Source organism: Agromyces rhizosphaerae (genome assembly GCF_027925245.1).
Classification (GTDB): Bacteria; Actinomycetota; Actinomycetes; order Actinomycetales; family Microbacteriaceae; genus Agromyces; species Agromyces rhizosphaerae.
Map to the genome: position 1 here is coordinate 2,738,128 of NZ_BSDP01000001.1, position 16,641 is coordinate 2,754,768.

Sequence of the window (16,641 nt, forward strand, 5' to 3'; positions counted from 1 at the left end):
TGGACAACCGGACGCTCCGCACCGGGTCGGCCGGAGGCATCCGCCGCCCTCTCGCGCGTGAGCGCACGCCTGCGCCCACGTAGACTGGTCGCCCGTGGCACTCACCATCGGAATCGTCGGGCTCCCGAACGTCGGCAAGTCGACCCTCTTCAACGCGCTCACCAAGAACGGCGTGCTCGCGGCGAACTACCCGTTCGCGACGATCGAGCCGAACATCGGCGTCGTGAACCTGCCCGACCCGCGCCTCGAGGTGCTCGCGGGCATCTTCGGCTCGGAGCGCATCCTGCCCGCGACGGTGTCGTTCGTCGACATCGCCGGCATCGTGCGCGGCGCGAGCGAGGGCGAGGGCCTCGGCAACAAGTTCCTCGCGAACATCCGCGAGGCCGACGCCATCGCGCAGGTCGTGCGTGGCTTCGAGGACTCCGACGTCGTGCACGTCGACGGCGCCGTCGACCCGAAGAACGACATGGAGACGATCAACGCCGAGCTGATCCTCGCCGACCTCGAGACCCTCGAGCGCGCCATCACGCGCTACGAGAAGGAGGTCAAGGGCAGGAAGCTCGACCCGTCGGTGCTCGCCGCGGCGCAGGAGGCGCTCGACGTGCTGCAGCGGGGGACGCCGCTGTCGGCGGCATCCGTCGACCTCGCCCCCGTCAAGGAGCTGGGCCTGCTCACCGCGAAGCCGTTCATCTACGTCTTCAACGTCGACGAGGCGGTGCTGACGGATGCTGCGCGCAAGGCCGAGCTCGCCGCGCTCGTGGCCCCGGCCGAGGCGGTCTTCCTCGACGCGAAGATCGAGTCGGAGCTGATCGACCTCGACCCCGAGGACGCCGCGGAGCTGCTCGCCTCGACCGGCCAGGACGAGTCGGGCCTCGACCAGCTCGCGCGCATCGGGTTCGACACGCTCGGCCTGCAGACCTACCTCACCGCGGGGCCGAAGGAGTCGCGCGCCTGGACGATCCCGAAGGGCGCGAAGGCGCCGCAGGCGGCCGGCGTGATCCACACCGACTTCGAGAAGGGCTTCATCAAGGCCGAGGTCATCTCGTTCGACGACCTGGTCGATGCCGGCTCGGTCGCCGAGGCCCGCTCGCGCGGCAAGGCCCGCATGGAGGGCAAGGACTACGTGATGGCCGACGGCGACGTGGTGGAGTTCCGGTTCAACGTGTAGCGCGCGTGCTACGATCGCTCTATGAGTGCGAGCATGCCACAGGGTGAGCGTCTGTCGCAGCGCGAGTTGCGCAATGAGTCCGGACGCGTCCTTCGCGCTGTCGGCGAGGGGCAGTCCTTCGTGCTGACCAACCGTGGAGTCCCCGTCGGCCGCATCGTCCCGCTCGATGCCCCCTCGCCCACGCTGCCGATCGTCAGACCCGCCAAGCGGATCGGTGGGTGGGCGTCGCTGAAGCCACAGCGGGTCGAGAACGACCGGCCGATGGCGCAGATCCTCGACGAGATGCGAGAGGATCGCCTGTGAGCGAGGAGTCGCTCGTCTACGCCGACACGTCGGCGCTGGGTGCGCTGCTGGTAGCCCAGTCCGAGACGGAGGCCCTCGTCGAGTGGCTCGACCAGGCGGATGTCAGGCTCGTCTCGAGCGATCTGCTCGAGACCGAACTGCGTCGGATGGCGGTGCGCGAGGGGCGGGATCAGTCGAAGGTCAGCGCGATCCTCGATGGCGTATCCCTCGCAGCACTCGACCGGGCCACGTACCGCTCGGCCGGGCTGCTGCCGATGCCGTACCTGCGTACGCTGGACGCCCTGCACCTCGAAGCGGCGATGCGGTTGGACGTCGATGCCGTCCTGACGTACGACCACCGGTTCGGCGAGGCGGCGCGGTCCGCAGGGCTCGACGTGATCGCTCCGGGTCAGTTGGGCGCACAGCACCCCGAGTGACCGCCGCCGCGCAGACGTCATCGACGCGGTGGTGGAAAGCGCCTGGTCCATCCGCGGTGGTCGCCGTGCCGGGCGATGTCTGTAAGTATCGTTCAGGTGAGCAGGCCGTCGGATGATCGCGTCGAGCGCCTGACTCTGGCACTCGCGGGATGCTCCGCGTTCGGCAACACCTTCGACGAGGGGTCCAGCATGGCCGCATCGGATGGCGCGTGGGCGTACTACTCAGCTCACGCAGCAACTGACCGCGCTTCTCTCAGCGTGGGCGAGCGCGGGATCCTCGCGATCCTGGACCTGCGGCAGGAGGTTGCGTCTGGCGGCTTCGACGCCTACTTCCGATACTGGCGCGGCGACACTGCTGAGGAGGCGCTGCTCGCACTCCCGACCGTTTTGGACGAGGAGTGGGTCAGAGTGCTCCGCGAGGCCATGAACAGCCTCGGCGCCCCGTACCCCAGCGATCCCGAGGCGCGCGCGCTGATTCTCGACGAGGGAGTCGTCGACGAGCGACTGCAAGCGCTGGATGAGCGGATCTACGAGTTGGAGGCTGACGCCGGCGTCGACACTCGCATCGGCGAGGCGATCGAGGGGCTCCGCAGGTGACGGGCGGCGAACTCTGACATGACGTCGCGTTCTCGGGCGAACTCGCTGCTCTCGCGACTCGTCGGAGATCGCCTTTTCTCGGTGGAGTTCGTCCTCAACGAATACGTGCAGCTCCGCTTCGACGGTGATCTCGACGCGGAGGGTCCGACGGTGCTCACCTCGTGGGTCTGGCCGGTCGTCGTGTCGGGTGGTCGCGAGTGGCGTGAGTCGGATCGCGGGTACGCCGATGCGCTGCGCAGTCTCGCGCCGGGCACGGTGCTATCGACGGCGGAGGGGACGGGAGTCGGCATTCGGGTCACGTTCGACACCGGGGTCGTCGTGATCCACCCGACGATCGACGAGGTGCAGGTCGAGATCGCGATGCTCCATGGGTTCGCCGATCAGGCATGGGATGTCTGGCGGCCGGGTGAGGAGAGCTTCGAGGACGTGGTCTGACGGCGGGTTCCAGTTCGCCGCGCAGCTAGCCCTCGATGCCAGGGGGCGTCTCTCCGGTCACTCCGTCGATCACCGTGCGGTCGCCCAGTTGCGTGTCGAGTGCGACGCGAAGGCTGTCCTGGCAGGAATCGCCCGGATCATGCAGGGTCGACTCGACGGTGACGGTCACCGTTTCGTCGTCCTCGACGACCGTCGCGTCGGGATCACCGTGACAGGTTCCGACGTACACGATCAACTCGTCGCCGCCGTTCGACCAGCCGACGATCGCCTGCGGTCCCCGCGCTTCGGTCGGCTCGGCAGGTGCGCACGCCGAGAGGGCCGAGAGCGTTGCGGCGCCTGCCAGGATCGCCCAGGCAGTTCGCGTGCGGTTCATCCCATGCATCACTCGGCACACATTGCCACATCGGGTCGCCGATGGACGCCGTTCACCATTCGATCCTGGATGGGGCCCAGCGATCGGCAGTGCGAGAAGCGAACTGTGGCGCGGGCTTCACCGCGCCTTGGCACGCCGGCCGACGAGATCGATGCGATCGTGCCGCTGGCTCGCTGAGTCCTGACGGATCGCGTGCGTCAGCGCGGCACGTCGGCCGTGACGGTCTCGCCGCCGTAGCCGTTTGCCTGGTCACGGCCTTCGACGACGACCTCGTCGACGTCGTCGGGGATCGGGAACGGCCCGCGAGTGCGGGTGAAGGGCTGCTCGTTCGCGTGGTCGTGGGCGAGTTCGTGCTCGGCGAGCACCTCGCCGTCGGGCGTCAGCACGCGCCATCCGTCGGCATAGCGCCCAGGGGTGTCGTACGGCGAGCACATCGTGACCGAGATCGAGAAGTCGTCGCCGCTCGGCTCGAGTTCAGCCTCGATGACGTCGGGGAACTGCTGGGAGGCGTCGACAGGGCCGCACACCGATTCGGCGGCGGTCGAGTCCGCGGGTGTTGCATCCTCGGTCACCGCCTGCGTCGCGCAGGCTGCGAGCAGCAGCGACAGCCCGATGGCGGTAGCAAGAACGAGGTGGCGCCCCATAGCGACGACGCTATCAATCTGCGTGGGCGGTCAGTCGGTCGCATCCGCCCACGGCGCGATGTCGACGCCGTGGTTGTCGGGGGAGGCGAGCGACCACCAGAACGGCGGGTTGGAGCCGTCGGCGAGCCGGCCGCCCGCGGCCAGCGCCGCATCGACCCTCGCCTGCGCCTGGTCGGCGGGCACGTAGACATCGAAGTGCGTGCGGCCCCTGGCCGGAGCGTCGCCGTTGATGGGGTTGAACGCGAGCTGCGGGCTGCGACGGAGCGGGTCTACCGCGTCGGTGTCGCCCAGTGAGTCGTAACCCAGCGCGGCGAGGAAGAATGGGCGGGCATCGGCCTCGGAGTGCTGCGCGACGTAGATGCCGACCGACTGCACGAGCGACGGGTCCGGCGTGAGTTCCAGTTCGGCCGCAGCTCGGGAGACCTCGGCCGCGAACGGGGCGGCCGCCGCTGGGATTCCGGTGAAGTCACGGTCCGGGATGCGCACGACCACGCCCTCGGGGCGCACGTCGGCGTCGGGCAGGATGCCGTGTCGTTCGGCCGCGGCGATGACCGGGACGACCAGGCGCGCGGCGTCGCCGAACGAACTCGCGGTGTAGACCGCCTGTGGGCCGGAGGCGGTCACGCGCCAGTCGGAGACCCCCGGTGCGCGGCGGAACTCGGCTCCGGAGATCGTCTGCGGCTCGTTCGTCGATTCGCCCATGAGTGCCCCTTCGCGCCTGGTGAGGGTGACGTGGCCGCCCCATCGCCGGCCACGTGGCCCACGGTACTTCGTCCCGTCGTCACACGCGCTGGCTCAGGGGCATCCGCTCGACTACACCGCGAGCAACTCGCGCTCGTACGGATCACCCCGGGGTGCGGTGGACGCTCAGCCCTCGGGCAGGCACGCCGCGAAGAACTCGCGCACGTCGGCGGTGAAGGCCGCCCGGCTGTCGCTGAGCGTGTAGAACATGTGCCCGCCGTCGTAGGCGTGCACGCGCACGCGATCGCCGGTTTCCGGAGCCAGGCGCATGAGGTCGACGATGCGGCGGGAGCTGTCCAGCGGCGTCACCAGGTCGTGGCGACCGTGCACGATGAGCGCCTGCAGGTGCGGGTTGAGGGTGAGGCCCCGGCGCAGGTCGTCGGCCGACCCCGGAGGGGTCTGGAGCGCGTGGTGGCCGTCGTCGGTCGCCCACTTGGTGTTCACCTCTTCGCTCAGCACCGCGTACTGCCTGTCGGTCTCGACGCCGATCTCGGCGCGCAGCAGGTGGTTGATCGCCATGGTGAACGCTGCCGTCGAGCCGGCCAGGGTGTGCTCGCCGCCTTCGAACGACACGCGATCCGGGAACGGGTCGACCACGGTCTGGGTGACGTCGTAGAGTCCCGTGACCTCGCCGCGGTCGCGGAGGAGCTCGCGGGCCCACCGGTCGATGCCGACGCGGCCGTGCAGGTGCTCGACCACCGTCGGGTCGAGTCCGATCAGGTCGGCGAGGCGCGAGAGCACGGCGGCCCGCTCGGTCGCGGGCACCGCAGCGCCGCGCAGCAGGAACATCGCGTAGTCGGTCGTGGCGAACGCGGCGGCTGCGCCCCTGACCGCATCGACGCCGTCCGTCGCCTCGGGCGCGCGGCTGAGCCCGTGGTGGAACGCGCCCGCCGCCATCGTCGGAACCGTGTCGACGTACGGATCGGTTGCGTAGTCGGTGAACGTGAGCGGGGTGATCTCGAGCGCCGGCGAGATGAGCACGGCGCCGGCGAGCCCCACGCCCTCGTCCGTCGGCAGCGACCAGGCGAGGCGACCGACCCTGTAGCCGCCGTAGCTCTCACCGGCGAGGAACACCGGCGCCGACCATCGCTTGTGGCGCGACAGCCAGCGGCTGATGAACTCGCGCATCGCCGCGAGGTCGCGGTCGTAGCTCCAGTAGCTCGGAGCATCCGTGCCCGCATTCTGCTTTGGCGGGATGGGGCGCGAGAACCCGGTGCCGACCGGGTCGATGAACACCAGGTCGGTCTCCGCGATCCACGAGGCGTCGTTGTCGACCAGGCGCACCGGCATGCGCGCCGTCGAGCCGTCGTCGGGCAGGACGACCCGGCGGGGGCCGATGGCGCCGACGTGCAGGTATGCGGACGAGGCGCCCGGCCCGCCGTTGCACACGAACGTCACGGGGCGGTCGGGGGCCGCGTCGGTGGCGAGGTACGAGACGGCGAACACCTCGGCGGACGGCGACTCCTCCCGGCGCAGCACCGTCCAGTCCGCCGTCGCGGTGAGCGAGACGGGCTCATGACCCTCGGGCGCCCACGTCATGGCCGTGCTCGCACCCGCGGGCGCCTCCCATGCCGGGGTGACCGGGCCGCGGGCGTCGGCCTTCGCGTTCGATGCACCGCCCGCCGTCGCGCCGTCGGTCGTCTCTGCGGGGGAATCGGGCATCGTCGGCCTCCTGGGGCTCTTCTCGCGCGTGGCGTCCTCAGCCTAGTGAGCGCCGTCCTGCCCGTCCCGGGTTCGACACAGGCGGTGCGACGGCGCTTCGCGGGTGAGGGCGAGGCATGGGCGGATGCTCGCGAAACGGGTGTCGCTACGTCGGCCTAGGCTCGCAACCGTGGCCACCCTCGACGACATCCGGGACGTCGCGTCGGCCCTGCCGGGCAGCGAGGAGCGCGCGACGACGGGCGGTGCCGCGTGGTTCGTGCGCCGCAAGCTGTACGCGTGGGAGGTGCATCCGTGGCCCAGTATCCCCGACGACATCCGCGCCGTCGTCGCCGCCGAGCTCGTGGTGGGCGTGAAGCTCGCCGAGCGCATCGAGGCGCTTGCGCTCGTCGAGATGGCGCCCGACGTGTTCCTGCGCACGACCACGAGCTGGGGCGAGCCGAAGGTCGCGTTCCGCATGGCGCGGATCGACCGCGACCACCTCGCCGAACTCGTCACCGAGGCGTGGCGCATCCAGGCCCCGAAGTACCTGCGGCGCGAGTTCGACGAGTCCATCGCGCCCGGCCCGCTCTCCGGCGGGTCCGGACCGGACGAGGAGTAGGGAGACCCACCACATGGCTGAAGTGCTGCTGTACCACCACATCCAGGGGCTGACCGACGGCGTGCGCGCCCTCGCCGACGAACTTCGGGCCGATGGGCACATCGTGCACACGCCCGACCTGTTCGACGGGCGCACGTTCGACTCCATCGAGGAAGGTTTCGCGTTCGCGCAGGAGACGGGATTCGACGTGATCCGCGAGCGCGGCGCCGCCGCGGCCGACGGACTCGGGCCCGGCATCGTCTACGCGGGCATGTCGTTCGGCGTGATGGTCGCCCAGCGTCTCGCGCAGACCACGCCCGGCGCGCGCGGCGCCCTGCTGCTGTTCTCGTGCGTGCCGGTGTCGGAGTTCGGCGAGGGGTGGCCCGCGGGCGTGCCGGTGCAGATCCACGGCAACCAGGGCGACGAATTCTTCGACGAAGACCTGCCCGCTGCACGCGAGCTGGCAGAGGCGACGGATGCCGCTGAGCTGTTCGTCTACCCCGGAGACCAGCACCTCTTCGCCGACTCGTCGCTCGACGCGTTCGACCCCGAGGCCTCCGCGCTGCTGCTGGAGCGCGTGCGCGCGTTCCTCGCGTCGGTCTGACCTGAGGCGCCCGCGTGGTGCCCCGGTCGCATGACCGGGGGCACCACGCGGGGTCAGCGCCTAGGTCTTGTCACCACCGGAGCGCGACCCGCCGATCGACGCCTTCTTCAGCGAGTTCGTGTTCCCAGCGCCACCGCTGTCGGTCGTCCCGCCCGTGGCCCCCGTGCCGTCGCCGGAGCCCGGCTTCCCTGGCGCCGAGGTGCTGGTGGAGCCGGTCGGCGACGTGGAGTCGTTCTGCACCGTGGGGCCGCCGGTCGAATTCGTGGCATCCGATGGCGAGTTGGTGTTCGTGTTCGTACCGGTGTTCGTGCTCGCCGTCTGCTGCCCCGACGGTGGGGCCTGCTTGCTCTCCTTGAGCTTGATGCGCGGCCCGGTGAGCAGGGGAGCGAACTTCACGGTGCCGTCGCTCCGATCGATGTCGAACAGGGGCTTCGCGTCCCACTTCTCGGCGAACGCCTGTAGCCGCTCGGCCCGGGTCTTCTTCGCCTTCGCCGCGGGCTGGTTCCCGGTGGTGGTCGCCGGCGGAGTCGCCGTCGGCGTGTTCGCCGGCGTGGCCGAGGTGCTCGACTTCCCCGCCTTGGCCTTCGCGACCACGTCGTTCGCGCTCGCGATGGTGAAGAAGAGGTTGCCGCTCGGGTCGACGTTGCTGATCGGGTTCGACCCGGCGTACGCGTAGGTCGCGCGCAGCTCCGGCGAACCGACGACGACCATCGGGTCGTCCACCAGCACCGGGTCGACCGTCGTGAACATCTCGCGCCGCTGGTCGTACCAGCGCTCGCCGAGCGAGATGATCGCGCGCTGCTCGTCGGTGTAACCGCCCGCGAACTGGTACGGCGTCCGGAACTGCGTGCTGTGCTCAGCGACCCAGACCTCACCGGTGGGGAAGTACTCCTGGTGCTGGAACGTGTCGCCGGTGTAGCCGGTGACGACGTTGGTGCTGCCCTGCAGGTCGGTGTGCAGGAAGTACCGCTGCGTCTCCTCGTACCCGCCGGTGGCCGCCGGGTCGTTGTTGCCGCTGCCTTCGTTGTCGCGCTGCGTGCCGATGCGCTCGTCGTCCAGCCAGATGTGCTTGTACAGGTCGGTGCCGTTGCGCACCGACACCCACGGGTTGATGAACGCGGTCTCACCCGACGGGCCGCGCTCGATCGCGAGCTGGCCCTGGTCGTCGTAGGTGTAGTCGGTGTCGTTCGACGCGTCATCCAGGTGCACCATGTGCCCTGCCCAGTCCCACTCCATCTCGCGGACGAGCTCGATCTTGCCCCGCTTCGTCTCGGTGGTGATGTGGGTCAGTTCGCCGTCGGCGTCGTAGTGGTACATCTCCTCGCCGGCGGTCTCCGCCTGGTGCGGGTCGTCCGTGGCGTAGGTGCGGTCGAACGAGTACGAGGTCTTGGCCTGCACCTTCTTGCCGACCTTGTCGACCTGCGACTTGCTCAGCACGTTGCCCTGGTCGTCGTAGCTCAGCTGGAACTGGTACGTGCGATCCTTCGGCAGGGTCTCGTACTTCGCCGCGGCCCCGATCAGCCGGTCGAACTCGTCGTAGTCGTACGCCGCCGTCACCACGCCGCCGAACAGGTTCGACACGGCCTCCGGCACGTCGTTCGTGTACGTCCTCGGGTTGCCCACGTCGTCGTACGTGTACCGGAGGTCCTGGATCTCCGAGTACTCGGCCGGGTTGTCCTTCAGGTCGCGGTTCGGCGAGTCAGAGTGGATGCCCGTGAGCCAGAGCTTCTCGTAGTCGTACGTCCATTGGGTGGTGACGCCGTTGCCGAGGTCCACCGCGGCTGGCCGCAGGAACTCGTCGTATCGGCGGTCGTCGACGTACGGGTACTCCCACGTGTGCGGCACGTCGGTGTAGACCACGTTGCCGTACTCGTCGATCACCACGTTGCCGGCCGCGTCGATGAGCGGCACCCGCTTCTGGCCGTCCTCCTCGCCGATGATGGTCGTGATGAGTCCGCCCGAGTCGTAGTCGTAGGCGAGACGCTCGCCGTCGGGGTACACCATCGACGCGAGGCGCCCCAGGGCGTCGTACGTCCACTCGGTGACCCAGGTGAACTTGCTCGCGTCGTCGAGGTCGGGCTCCCAGTTGTGGAGCTTGACCTCCGCGGACTCGCGGATCACGGCACCGAGCGCGTCGTACTCGAACGACGTGATCTGGGAGCCGTCCTCGACCTGCACGACCCGCCCCGCGCCGTTGCCCGGTGCTCCGGCGGCGCCGTACGTGTACGTCACGTCGGGGGTGTCTTCCGGGTAGTCGATCCCGACGAGGCGTCGCAGTTCGTAGGAGTAGTCGGTGAAGTACCCCTCCTCGCGGAGCGTCGCCGACTGGTCGCGCACGAGCTTGCCCTCGGCGTCGTACCAGAACTCGACGAGGCCGCCGTCGGGTGTCTCGGTCGAGAGCCGGTTGCCGAGCTGGTCGTACTCGTGCACGGTCTCCTCGCCGGCCGGGTCGACCCAGCGCAGCAGCTGGCCGATGCCGTCGTACTCGTACTCCGTGTGCTGCCCGGTCACGCCCGTCGGCTCGTCGTCGAACGCGCGCACGTTGCCGCGCACGTCGCTGAACGTCGTGCGCACGCGGTCGCGCGGGTCGGTGGTCGCGGCGCTGAACACCTGCACGCCTCCGACGTCGGCGAAGTCGTACGCCGTGGTCGTCACGCGCCCACCGGGCTCGGTGACCTTCGTCTCGAGGTCGGTGAGCGTGTACTCGGTCGTGGTCACGGTGTCGGGTGCCGAGGTCGTGTACTCGTACGCGGTCTGCGCGACCGTGTCGAACACGGGGCGGTACTGCTCGATCGCACGGCCCAGCTCGTCGAAGTTCGTCGCGCCGGTGACGATCCGGCCGTCCACGGCCGCACCGGTGGCGTCGACCACGCGCGCGTCGCGCTTCTCCTCGGTGACGCGACCCAGGCCGTCGACGAACGAGATCGTGTCGATCGTGTCGGCGTTGAACTGGTCGTGGTGCTTGGCGATCGCATAGCCGTAGGCCGAGGCGGTCGGGTTGTAGAGGAACTCGACCACGTCGTCCTGCAGCTCGTTGCTGATCTTCCAGATGCGGGAGAGGCTGTCGTACTCGTACGACGTCGTGTTGCCGTTCGCGTCGGTGCGGCTCGCGATGCGCCCCGAGTCGCCGTCGAACATCGCCGTGGACGTCAGGCCGGTGCGCACGGGCTCCGGCACGGTGCAGTCCTCGTAGTCGAGGAAGGCGTCGACGGATGACACGGGGTCGGTCGTCGAACAGCTCGCGACGTCTGCGGCCGTCTCGTCGAGGTCGTACTCGGTGACCTGTGCGATGTCGGAGTGACGGTCGGCGTCGTAGACGTACTCGACCGCGTAGCGCACGCCGTCCTCGCCTTCGGGGTACACGATGCGGTTGTAGCTGCCCCACTCGTCGTACGCGAGGTCGGTCACGGCGATCGTGTCGCCGTCGACGAGTTCCTCGAGGTGCGTCACGCCGGCGTTGTCGCAGAGGGCGGGGCTGCCGTCGCTGTGGCGGTAGACCTCGCCGGCGCCGTTCGTGACGGTGACGACCGCGGGCATGCTCACCCAGGTCGGGCAGCGGGTCTCCGACCAGTAGGGCGACGGATGCTCCGGGGCGCCGGTCGTGCCGAAGGCCGGCGGGCACTGCGGGTCCATGCCCGACGAGATCTCGCAGTCGGAGAAGACGATGGTCGTCTCGAGGTCGTCGTTCGGATCCTCGATCTCGCCGTGGTCGAACTCGACGAGGATGTTGCCGAGCCCGTCGTAGCTGAAGTCCGACCGGGTCTCCTGGCCGACCGCGCCGGAGCCGTCGTACCAGCGCTCGGTCGTCGACACCGCCAACGGAGCGATCGCGGTGCCGAGCGCGGCCGGCTGCGTGACATCCGGCAGCAGCGTGGTGTCGTAGGTGTCGACCTCCTCGCGCGGGTCGACGGTCTCGTCGTAGCCGACGATCTCGCGGAACTCCCAGTCGAGGTACGCGCCGCGGATCACGTCGCCCGTCGAGGCATCCGACAGCTCGGTCGACGTCTCGAGCCCGGCCGTGAAGATGTTGTCGTTGAGGAAGGTGCGCGTCGTGTCGCGCACGGCGGTCGTGCCCGCGGCATCCATCTCGTGCTCGATGACGCCGGAGTAGCCGAGCGACTGGCGGAACAGCCGGTCGAAGGCGAGCCCGTCGTACTCGAACGTCGAGGTCAGCACGTCGACGCCGTCGCCGGGGCGGCCGTCGTTCACCGACACCTTCGACATGGTCCAGATCGAGTCGGGGTGCGCGTACGTGTTGCCGTCGCGCTCGTAGTCGAGGTCGATCGAGCCGCCCAGCGGGTTCGCGACGGTCTGCAGCAGGTTCGTCTTGCCGTGCAGGTTGAGCCGCGCCGACACCTCGTCGTCGTCCGTGGTGCTGAGCGAGTCGATGTAGCCGTCGCCGTTGATGTCGTCGAGCGTGACCTCGGTGAAGCTCACCGAGTTCTGGTACGACGCGCCCGGGTTGATGACCAGGTAGCAGGCGACGAGGCAGAGTGGCCCGGCGTAGACGGTGAAGTCGAAGCCGCCGCCGATGCCCTGTGCCCGGTCGTAGCCGATGTGCGGGCTGGCGTCGACGTTCGCGGCGCCCACGCCGGCCGACTTCGCGAACGCGCCGTACGTGACGGGGGAGCCGTACAGTCCGGAACCGGTGCCGAAGGTCACGGTCGGCTCAGCAGCGTTCGACGCCTTGTGCAGCCGGTCGAGAATTCCGTCGCCGTTCACGTCGATCCAGGCGTAGCGCACCATGTCGTAGTTCCACGAGAAGGATGCCCCGCCGCTGAACTCGCCCCATGGGGTGGCGAAGCCCGCCGAGGCGCTGCCGCCGATCGACTCCTGCGTGCCGAAGCCGCCGGTCGCGAGCTGCGTCTGCTCACTGAAGCCGTAGCCGAGGTTGTACTGCACCCAGACACCCTCGTCGTTCGTGGTCACGCGGTCGGGCAGGCCGTCGCCGTTGACGTCGGCGAGCTCCTGCTGGCCCGCGGCGCCCCCGCCTGCTCCGGCTGCGATATCGGCCTGATCGGCAACGGTTCCGCTGAGGTCGGCGCTCGAATAGGAGCTGCCGCCGAGGCCGGAGTCGTTCGGGTTCGTCCAGCTGCCGTCGACGCCGCCGCCGATCGCGATGCCGAAGCCGGCGCCGAGTCCCGCGTCCTCCGCCGCGGTGCCGCCCTTGCCGGACGCGTTGCCGCTCGTGGCGTTGGTGCGGCCCTTGCTGTTCGGCGAGACGTTCACGAGCCCCGCGTCGAGGCCGCCCTGCGCGTTGACGGTGAAGTCCTGGTTGACGTAGCGCAGCCCGACGTCGGTGACGTCGGTGCCGAGTGCACCGCGCTGGGTGGTGTACTGCACGCCCTGGGGCACGAGCACGTCGGGGTAGCCGTCGCCGTTCAGGTCCTCGTAGTCGACGACGCCCTGGCTGGTGCCGACGCCCACCGACCCGCCGAGCGGTCCGAAGCCGAAGCCGACGGCCAGCGAGGGCCAGACGGTCGACAGTCGCGTGACGCCGCGGCCCGAGCCGCCCTCGGCGCCGAGGTCGACGTTGTCGGACGCGAGGCGCGACGAGCGCATCCGCTCGGGCCCGCCGGCGAGGTTGTCGCGGTTGCCGCGCCACTGGTTGCCGGCGAGCGGCGCGCCGGCGATCGCGGCGAGCGCCGGGTCGAGCGCGGGAGGCTCCGAGATCGCGAGGAAGGCGAACGACGGGTCGGGGTCGGGTCCTTCCTCGGGCACGTCCTCGAATCCGCTCGGCTCCGTCTGGGCCGCGAGCTCGTCGGCGTCGATGACGAACGCCTCGTCGTCGATCGGCTGGGTCGCGAGGTCGCCGTTCGCGGTGTAGCCCGCAAGGCCCCAGCCCCGGTACGCCAGCGGGAAGATGCCCTGCAGGTCCGCGCCGTAGAAGGTGGCATCCACCTCGGTGTCGTCCGCATCGGTCAGCTCGACGGTCATCGTGCCGTAGTCGCGCGCGAACTCCACATCGCGCGTCGTCACCTCGAACCAGTAGTCGGTGCCGTCGTCGAGGTCGAGGTTCAGGTCGAGCGTGTTCTCGTAGCCACCGGTCTCGTCGGTGGAGATCAGGGTGAACGACTCCTGGGCGACCACGCCATCGGCGGTCTTCACCGTGAGCACGGCGGTCGGGTAGCGACGATCGTCGTTCTCGTCGCGGGGAACCGCCGCGCCCGAGAACGAGACGACCGCGTCGAGCGTGTCGCCCGTGTCGGACTCCCACGGCTCGACCGGTCCGGTGGACGAGTGGATCGGGTACTGCTCGATCTCGGGGGCGAGGTCGACGCTGCGGAAGTACTCGCCGTTCGAGTCCGTCACCTCGAGCGCATCGCCGTTGCCGTCGGTCGCGGCGATGTAGAACAGCTCGGGCGTCCACGTGATGGCGTTCAGGTCGATCGGCGAGTCGACCGCGAGGTACGCCCGCACCGTGTCGGTCGTGCCATTCGGGTGGTCCGTGGTCGGTGCCACCGGCTGCGCGACATCGAAGTCGAGCGAGATGGGCACGCTGCCGATGAAGTCGGCGTCGATCGTGATGTTGGAGCCGGTGACCGCGACACCGTTGTGCTCGAGCACGAGCCGCAGGTCGTCGGAGGTGACCGCGTGCTTCTCGAGCTCGCCGGTGAAGCGCACGGTGCCGTCGTACGGCATGACCACGCTCGTGCCGGGGCGGCCCGAGAGCGTGAAGTCGGCGTTCGCGTCGTAGACGGTCTGCGAGAGGCCGTTGGCGTCGAGCGGCACCTCGACCGCGCTCGATCCGCTGGGCGCCTGGCCGGCGTCGACGACCTCGTCGCCGTCGAGCTCGACGTAGGTCACGACGGGCGACCAGGTCACCTCGTCGTTGGCGCCGTCGTTGATCGACCCGACGCGGAAGTAGAGCGGATGCCCCTGTTCGACCTCGACCTCGAACGGCGTCGTGAAGGCATCGTCTCCGATCGCCTCGAGGATCGCGGTGTCGAGCTCCGTGCCGTCGTACTCGATCGCGACGCGCACGCCGTCGGGCGAGTCCGCGGCCGGGTCGAGCGTGACGGGCGCGTCGACCTCGACGGTGCCCGTGAACGGCGGAATCCAGCGGCGCACGGTGTCGACGAGCGGAGACTGGTCGGCCAGGAGTTCGCGTAGCTCGTCGACCTGCTCGCTCTCGACATCCGGCGAGGCGCCCGTCGCGATCGGCACGGGCGTGCCGGTGCTCTGCTCGACGAAGGTGGGCACACCGTTGATGAGCCGGTTGAACAGCACGTTGCCGCCGGTGACGAGGTCGGGCAGGCCGTCGGCGTTCACGTCCGTGAAGTACGTGTCTCCCCACGCGATGGAGGTTCCGAGGCCGAAGGAGGCGGTGACGCCGAGGTGCGCCTCGACGGCGAACTGCATGTTGAATTCGTCCTCGATCGAGAGGGACGTCAGGGTCGGCAGCGCGACCGCGCCGGAGAACGTGGTCGACCCGTCGGGGCCGCCCTGGTTGAGCCGGTACGAGATGGTGCCGGCGATCGTTCCGCCGGAGCGGAACACCTTGTCGGGCAGGCCGTCGCCGTTCAGGTCGATCCACTCCTCGACGCCGGTCGTCGTGCCGCCGCCCAGCTGAATCGACCCGCCGAACGAGCCGACCTTCTGCGGGATGACCGGGTTGAACCCGATGTACGCATGGCCCTCGCCCGAGTTGTTCTCCGAGCCGCCCAGTGCGCCGGCGGAGACGTTCTCGTCGAGGAACGAGCGGTCGCCCATGTCCTCGCCCGTCGACCACGTCTCGGCCGAGTCGAAGCCCGTGTAGCCGTCCGATCCGTTGCCCACCTCGTCGAAGTACGTGAACTCGTGCGTCGCCGCGACGTCGGGGTCGTGCGCGCCCTGCGTGACGGAGGCGAGCAGCGACTTGCCGAACGGGGTCTCGCTCGCGGACTGGTACGAGAGGTCGTAGCGCGCGGCCACGTCGTCGGGGTCGGCGGCGTTCTCGAAGGCGCGGGTACGCGAGCCGTCGGGGTTGACCGTCAGGTCGCCGTGGCGCACCTCGATGCGGCCGAGGCGGTCGGCGACGAGGTCGAGGTAGCGACCGGTGCCGTCGAGCACGGGGTCGCCTCGAGTGGCCGGGGCGGGGTCGAGCTCGGACTCCAGGATGAAGTGCACCTGGTACGCGGGGTCGGAGAGCTGGCCGGATGCCTCGGCGGCGATCGTGTAGTCGATGCGGTCGAGGTACGTGTGCTGCGCGCACAGGGAGTCCCCGTTGCATCCGCTCACCCAAGTCGTGTCGGAACGCTGGTAGTCGTGCGTCTCGTAGTGGTACCGGATGATGCTGTAGCCGATGTCGCGCTCGGCGGAGAGGAGCCAGCGCACCTGGTTGCCGGCGGCGTCGGTGACGATCGCGTCGCGGTCGATGGTGCCCTCGCTGGAATCGTCGCCGTACGGCCCGCCGGCGTCGGGGAAGCCGCCGTACCAGCGGATGCCGCCGTCGGCCTGGCGCACCTCCCAGTAGTAGTTCTTCGGGCCGCCGTCGCCGACCTCGTGGCGGATGATCTGCTCGTACTCGGTCTCGACCTGGCGCACGAAGTCCTCACGGTCGCCCGGGACGCGCTCCTCCCACTCGTCGCCGAGTGCGTTCGGGACGAGCGCGTCGCCGTCGAGCGTGTAGCTCTCGCTCTCATGGTTCGCGTCGAAGTACGGGGCGCCGAAGGTCGTGTCGACCGTGACCTCGCCGACGCTGAGGTCCCACCCGGTGCCGACCCAGCCGTTGCCGCCGGACGAGTCGTAGTCGAGTGAGAGTTCCGGGGTGATGCCGCGACCCGCGGGGATCGGGAGCGGGTAGGAGAGGTGCGCGCCGCCGTCGCTCGAGGCCTCCGGTGCCTCGACGACGACGAGGCCCTCCGTGGCATCCGCGTACTGCAGGCCGTCGAAGGCGCCGTCGCCCAGCTCATCGGGCGTGAGGATCGACTCGCGCGCGAGCGGCTCGCCGGGCCCGAGCCCGCCGCCCTCGAATCCTCCGGTCGCGGCGATCGCGCCGGTGGTCGCGAGTGCGAGCACCGTGGTGATCGCCACCGCCTTTGCAGGGAGCGAGAGGCGGTTGGGCATCGGAGACCTCCGTCGTCGGGCGCGACGGCCCGCCCGGCGGCGACCGTCCGGTTCTCAGTGCACTACCTGAGGA

12 protein-coding genes are annotated in these 16,641 nt (G+C 69.8%); 7 read left to right on the forward strand and 5 right to left on the reverse strand.

Annotated elements, in window-relative coordinates; all coding sequences use genetic code 11:
- Nucleotides 1–94 precede the first annotated feature (94 nt).
- From ychF to QMG39_RS12995, 5 genes are all read left to right on the forward strand, one after another.
- Entirely contained in the window at nt 95–1,168 is a 1,074-nt protein-coding gene (gene ychF, locus QMG39_RS12975; RefSeq protein WP_281885638.1) for a redox-regulated ATPase YchF, read from the forward strand.
- Between the two features lie 21 nt (nt 1,169–1,189).
- The gene (locus tag QMG39_RS12980) at nt 1,190–1,471 is read left to right on the forward strand and encodes a type II toxin-antitoxin system Phd/YefM family antitoxin (protein WP_281885640.1); all 282 of its coding nucleotides are present in this window, start codon (nt 1,190–1,192) and stop codon (nt 1,469–1,471) included.
- Entirely contained in the window at nt 1,468–1,887 is a 420-nt protein-coding gene (locus tag QMG39_RS12985) for a type II toxin-antitoxin system VapC family toxin (protein ID WP_281885641.1), read from the forward strand. Before QMG39_RS12980 ends, QMG39_RS12985 begins: the two co-directional genes overlap by 4 nt.
- Before the next feature lie 96 nt (nt 1,888–1,983).
- Nucleotides 1,984–2,484 carry a DMP19 family protein gene (locus QMG39_RS12990; RefSeq protein ID WP_281885643.1) on the forward strand — a complete coding sequence of 167 codons (501 nt, stop codon included), beginning with the start codon at nt 1,984–1,986 and terminating at the stop codon, nt 2,482–2,484.
- Nucleotides 2,485–2,565: 81 nt separating this feature from the next.
- Entirely contained in the window at nt 2,566–2,919 is a 354-nt protein-coding gene (locus QMG39_RS12995) for a hypothetical protein (protein ID WP_281885645.1), read from the forward strand.
- A gap of 25 nt (nt 2,920–2,944) precedes the next feature.
- Here the strand turns inward: QMG39_RS12995 and QMG39_RS13000 are convergent, their stop codons facing one another.
- The 4 genes from QMG39_RS13000 to QMG39_RS13015 form a co-directional block, all read right to left on the reverse strand.
- Entirely contained in the window at nt 2,945–3,292 is a 348-nt protein-coding gene (locus QMG39_RS13000; RefSeq protein WP_281885647.1) for a hypothetical protein, read from the reverse strand.
- A 197-nt stretch (nt 3,293–3,489) separates the two neighbouring features.
- Complete coding sequence (locus tag QMG39_RS13005; protein ID WP_281885649.1) at nt 3,490–3,936, reverse strand: hypothetical protein; 447 nt, start codon at nt 3,934–3,936, stop codon at nt 3,490–3,492.
- Between the two features lie 30 nt (nt 3,937–3,966).
- A complete protein-coding gene (locus tag QMG39_RS13010; protein ID WP_281885651.1) occupies nt 3,967–4,638 on the reverse strand; it encodes a VOC family protein in 672 nt (223 codons plus the stop codon).
- 165 nt (nt 4,639–4,803) lie between these two features.
- Nucleotides 4,804–6,339, reverse strand: coding sequence for a S10 family peptidase (locus QMG39_RS13015; protein WP_281885653.1), 1,536 nt, complete (start codon nt 6,337–6,339; stop codon nt 4,804–4,806).
- Nucleotides 6,340–6,508: 169 nt separating this feature from the next.
- Between QMG39_RS13015 and QMG39_RS13020 the strand changes: the two genes are divergently transcribed.
- Entirely contained in the window at nt 6,509–6,937 is a 429-nt protein-coding gene (locus QMG39_RS13020; protein WP_281885655.1) for an MmcQ/YjbR family DNA-binding protein, read from the forward strand.
- A gap of 13 nt (nt 6,938–6,950) precedes the next feature.
- Nucleotides 6,951–7,520, forward strand: coding sequence for a dienelactone hydrolase family protein (locus QMG39_RS13025; RefSeq protein ID WP_281885657.1), 570 nt, complete (start codon nt 6,951–6,953; stop codon nt 7,518–7,520).
- Between the two features lie 60 nt (nt 7,521–7,580).
- Here QMG39_RS13025 and QMG39_RS13030 read toward each other — a convergent pair whose 3' ends face one another.
- Nucleotides 7,581–16,568: a SpvB/TcaC N-terminal domain-containing protein gene (locus QMG39_RS13030; protein WP_281885659.1), complete on the reverse strand. Its 8,988-nt coding sequence runs from the start codon at nt 16,566–16,568 to the stop codon at nt 7,581–7,583.
- Nucleotides 16,569–16,641: the final 73 nt, after the last annotated feature.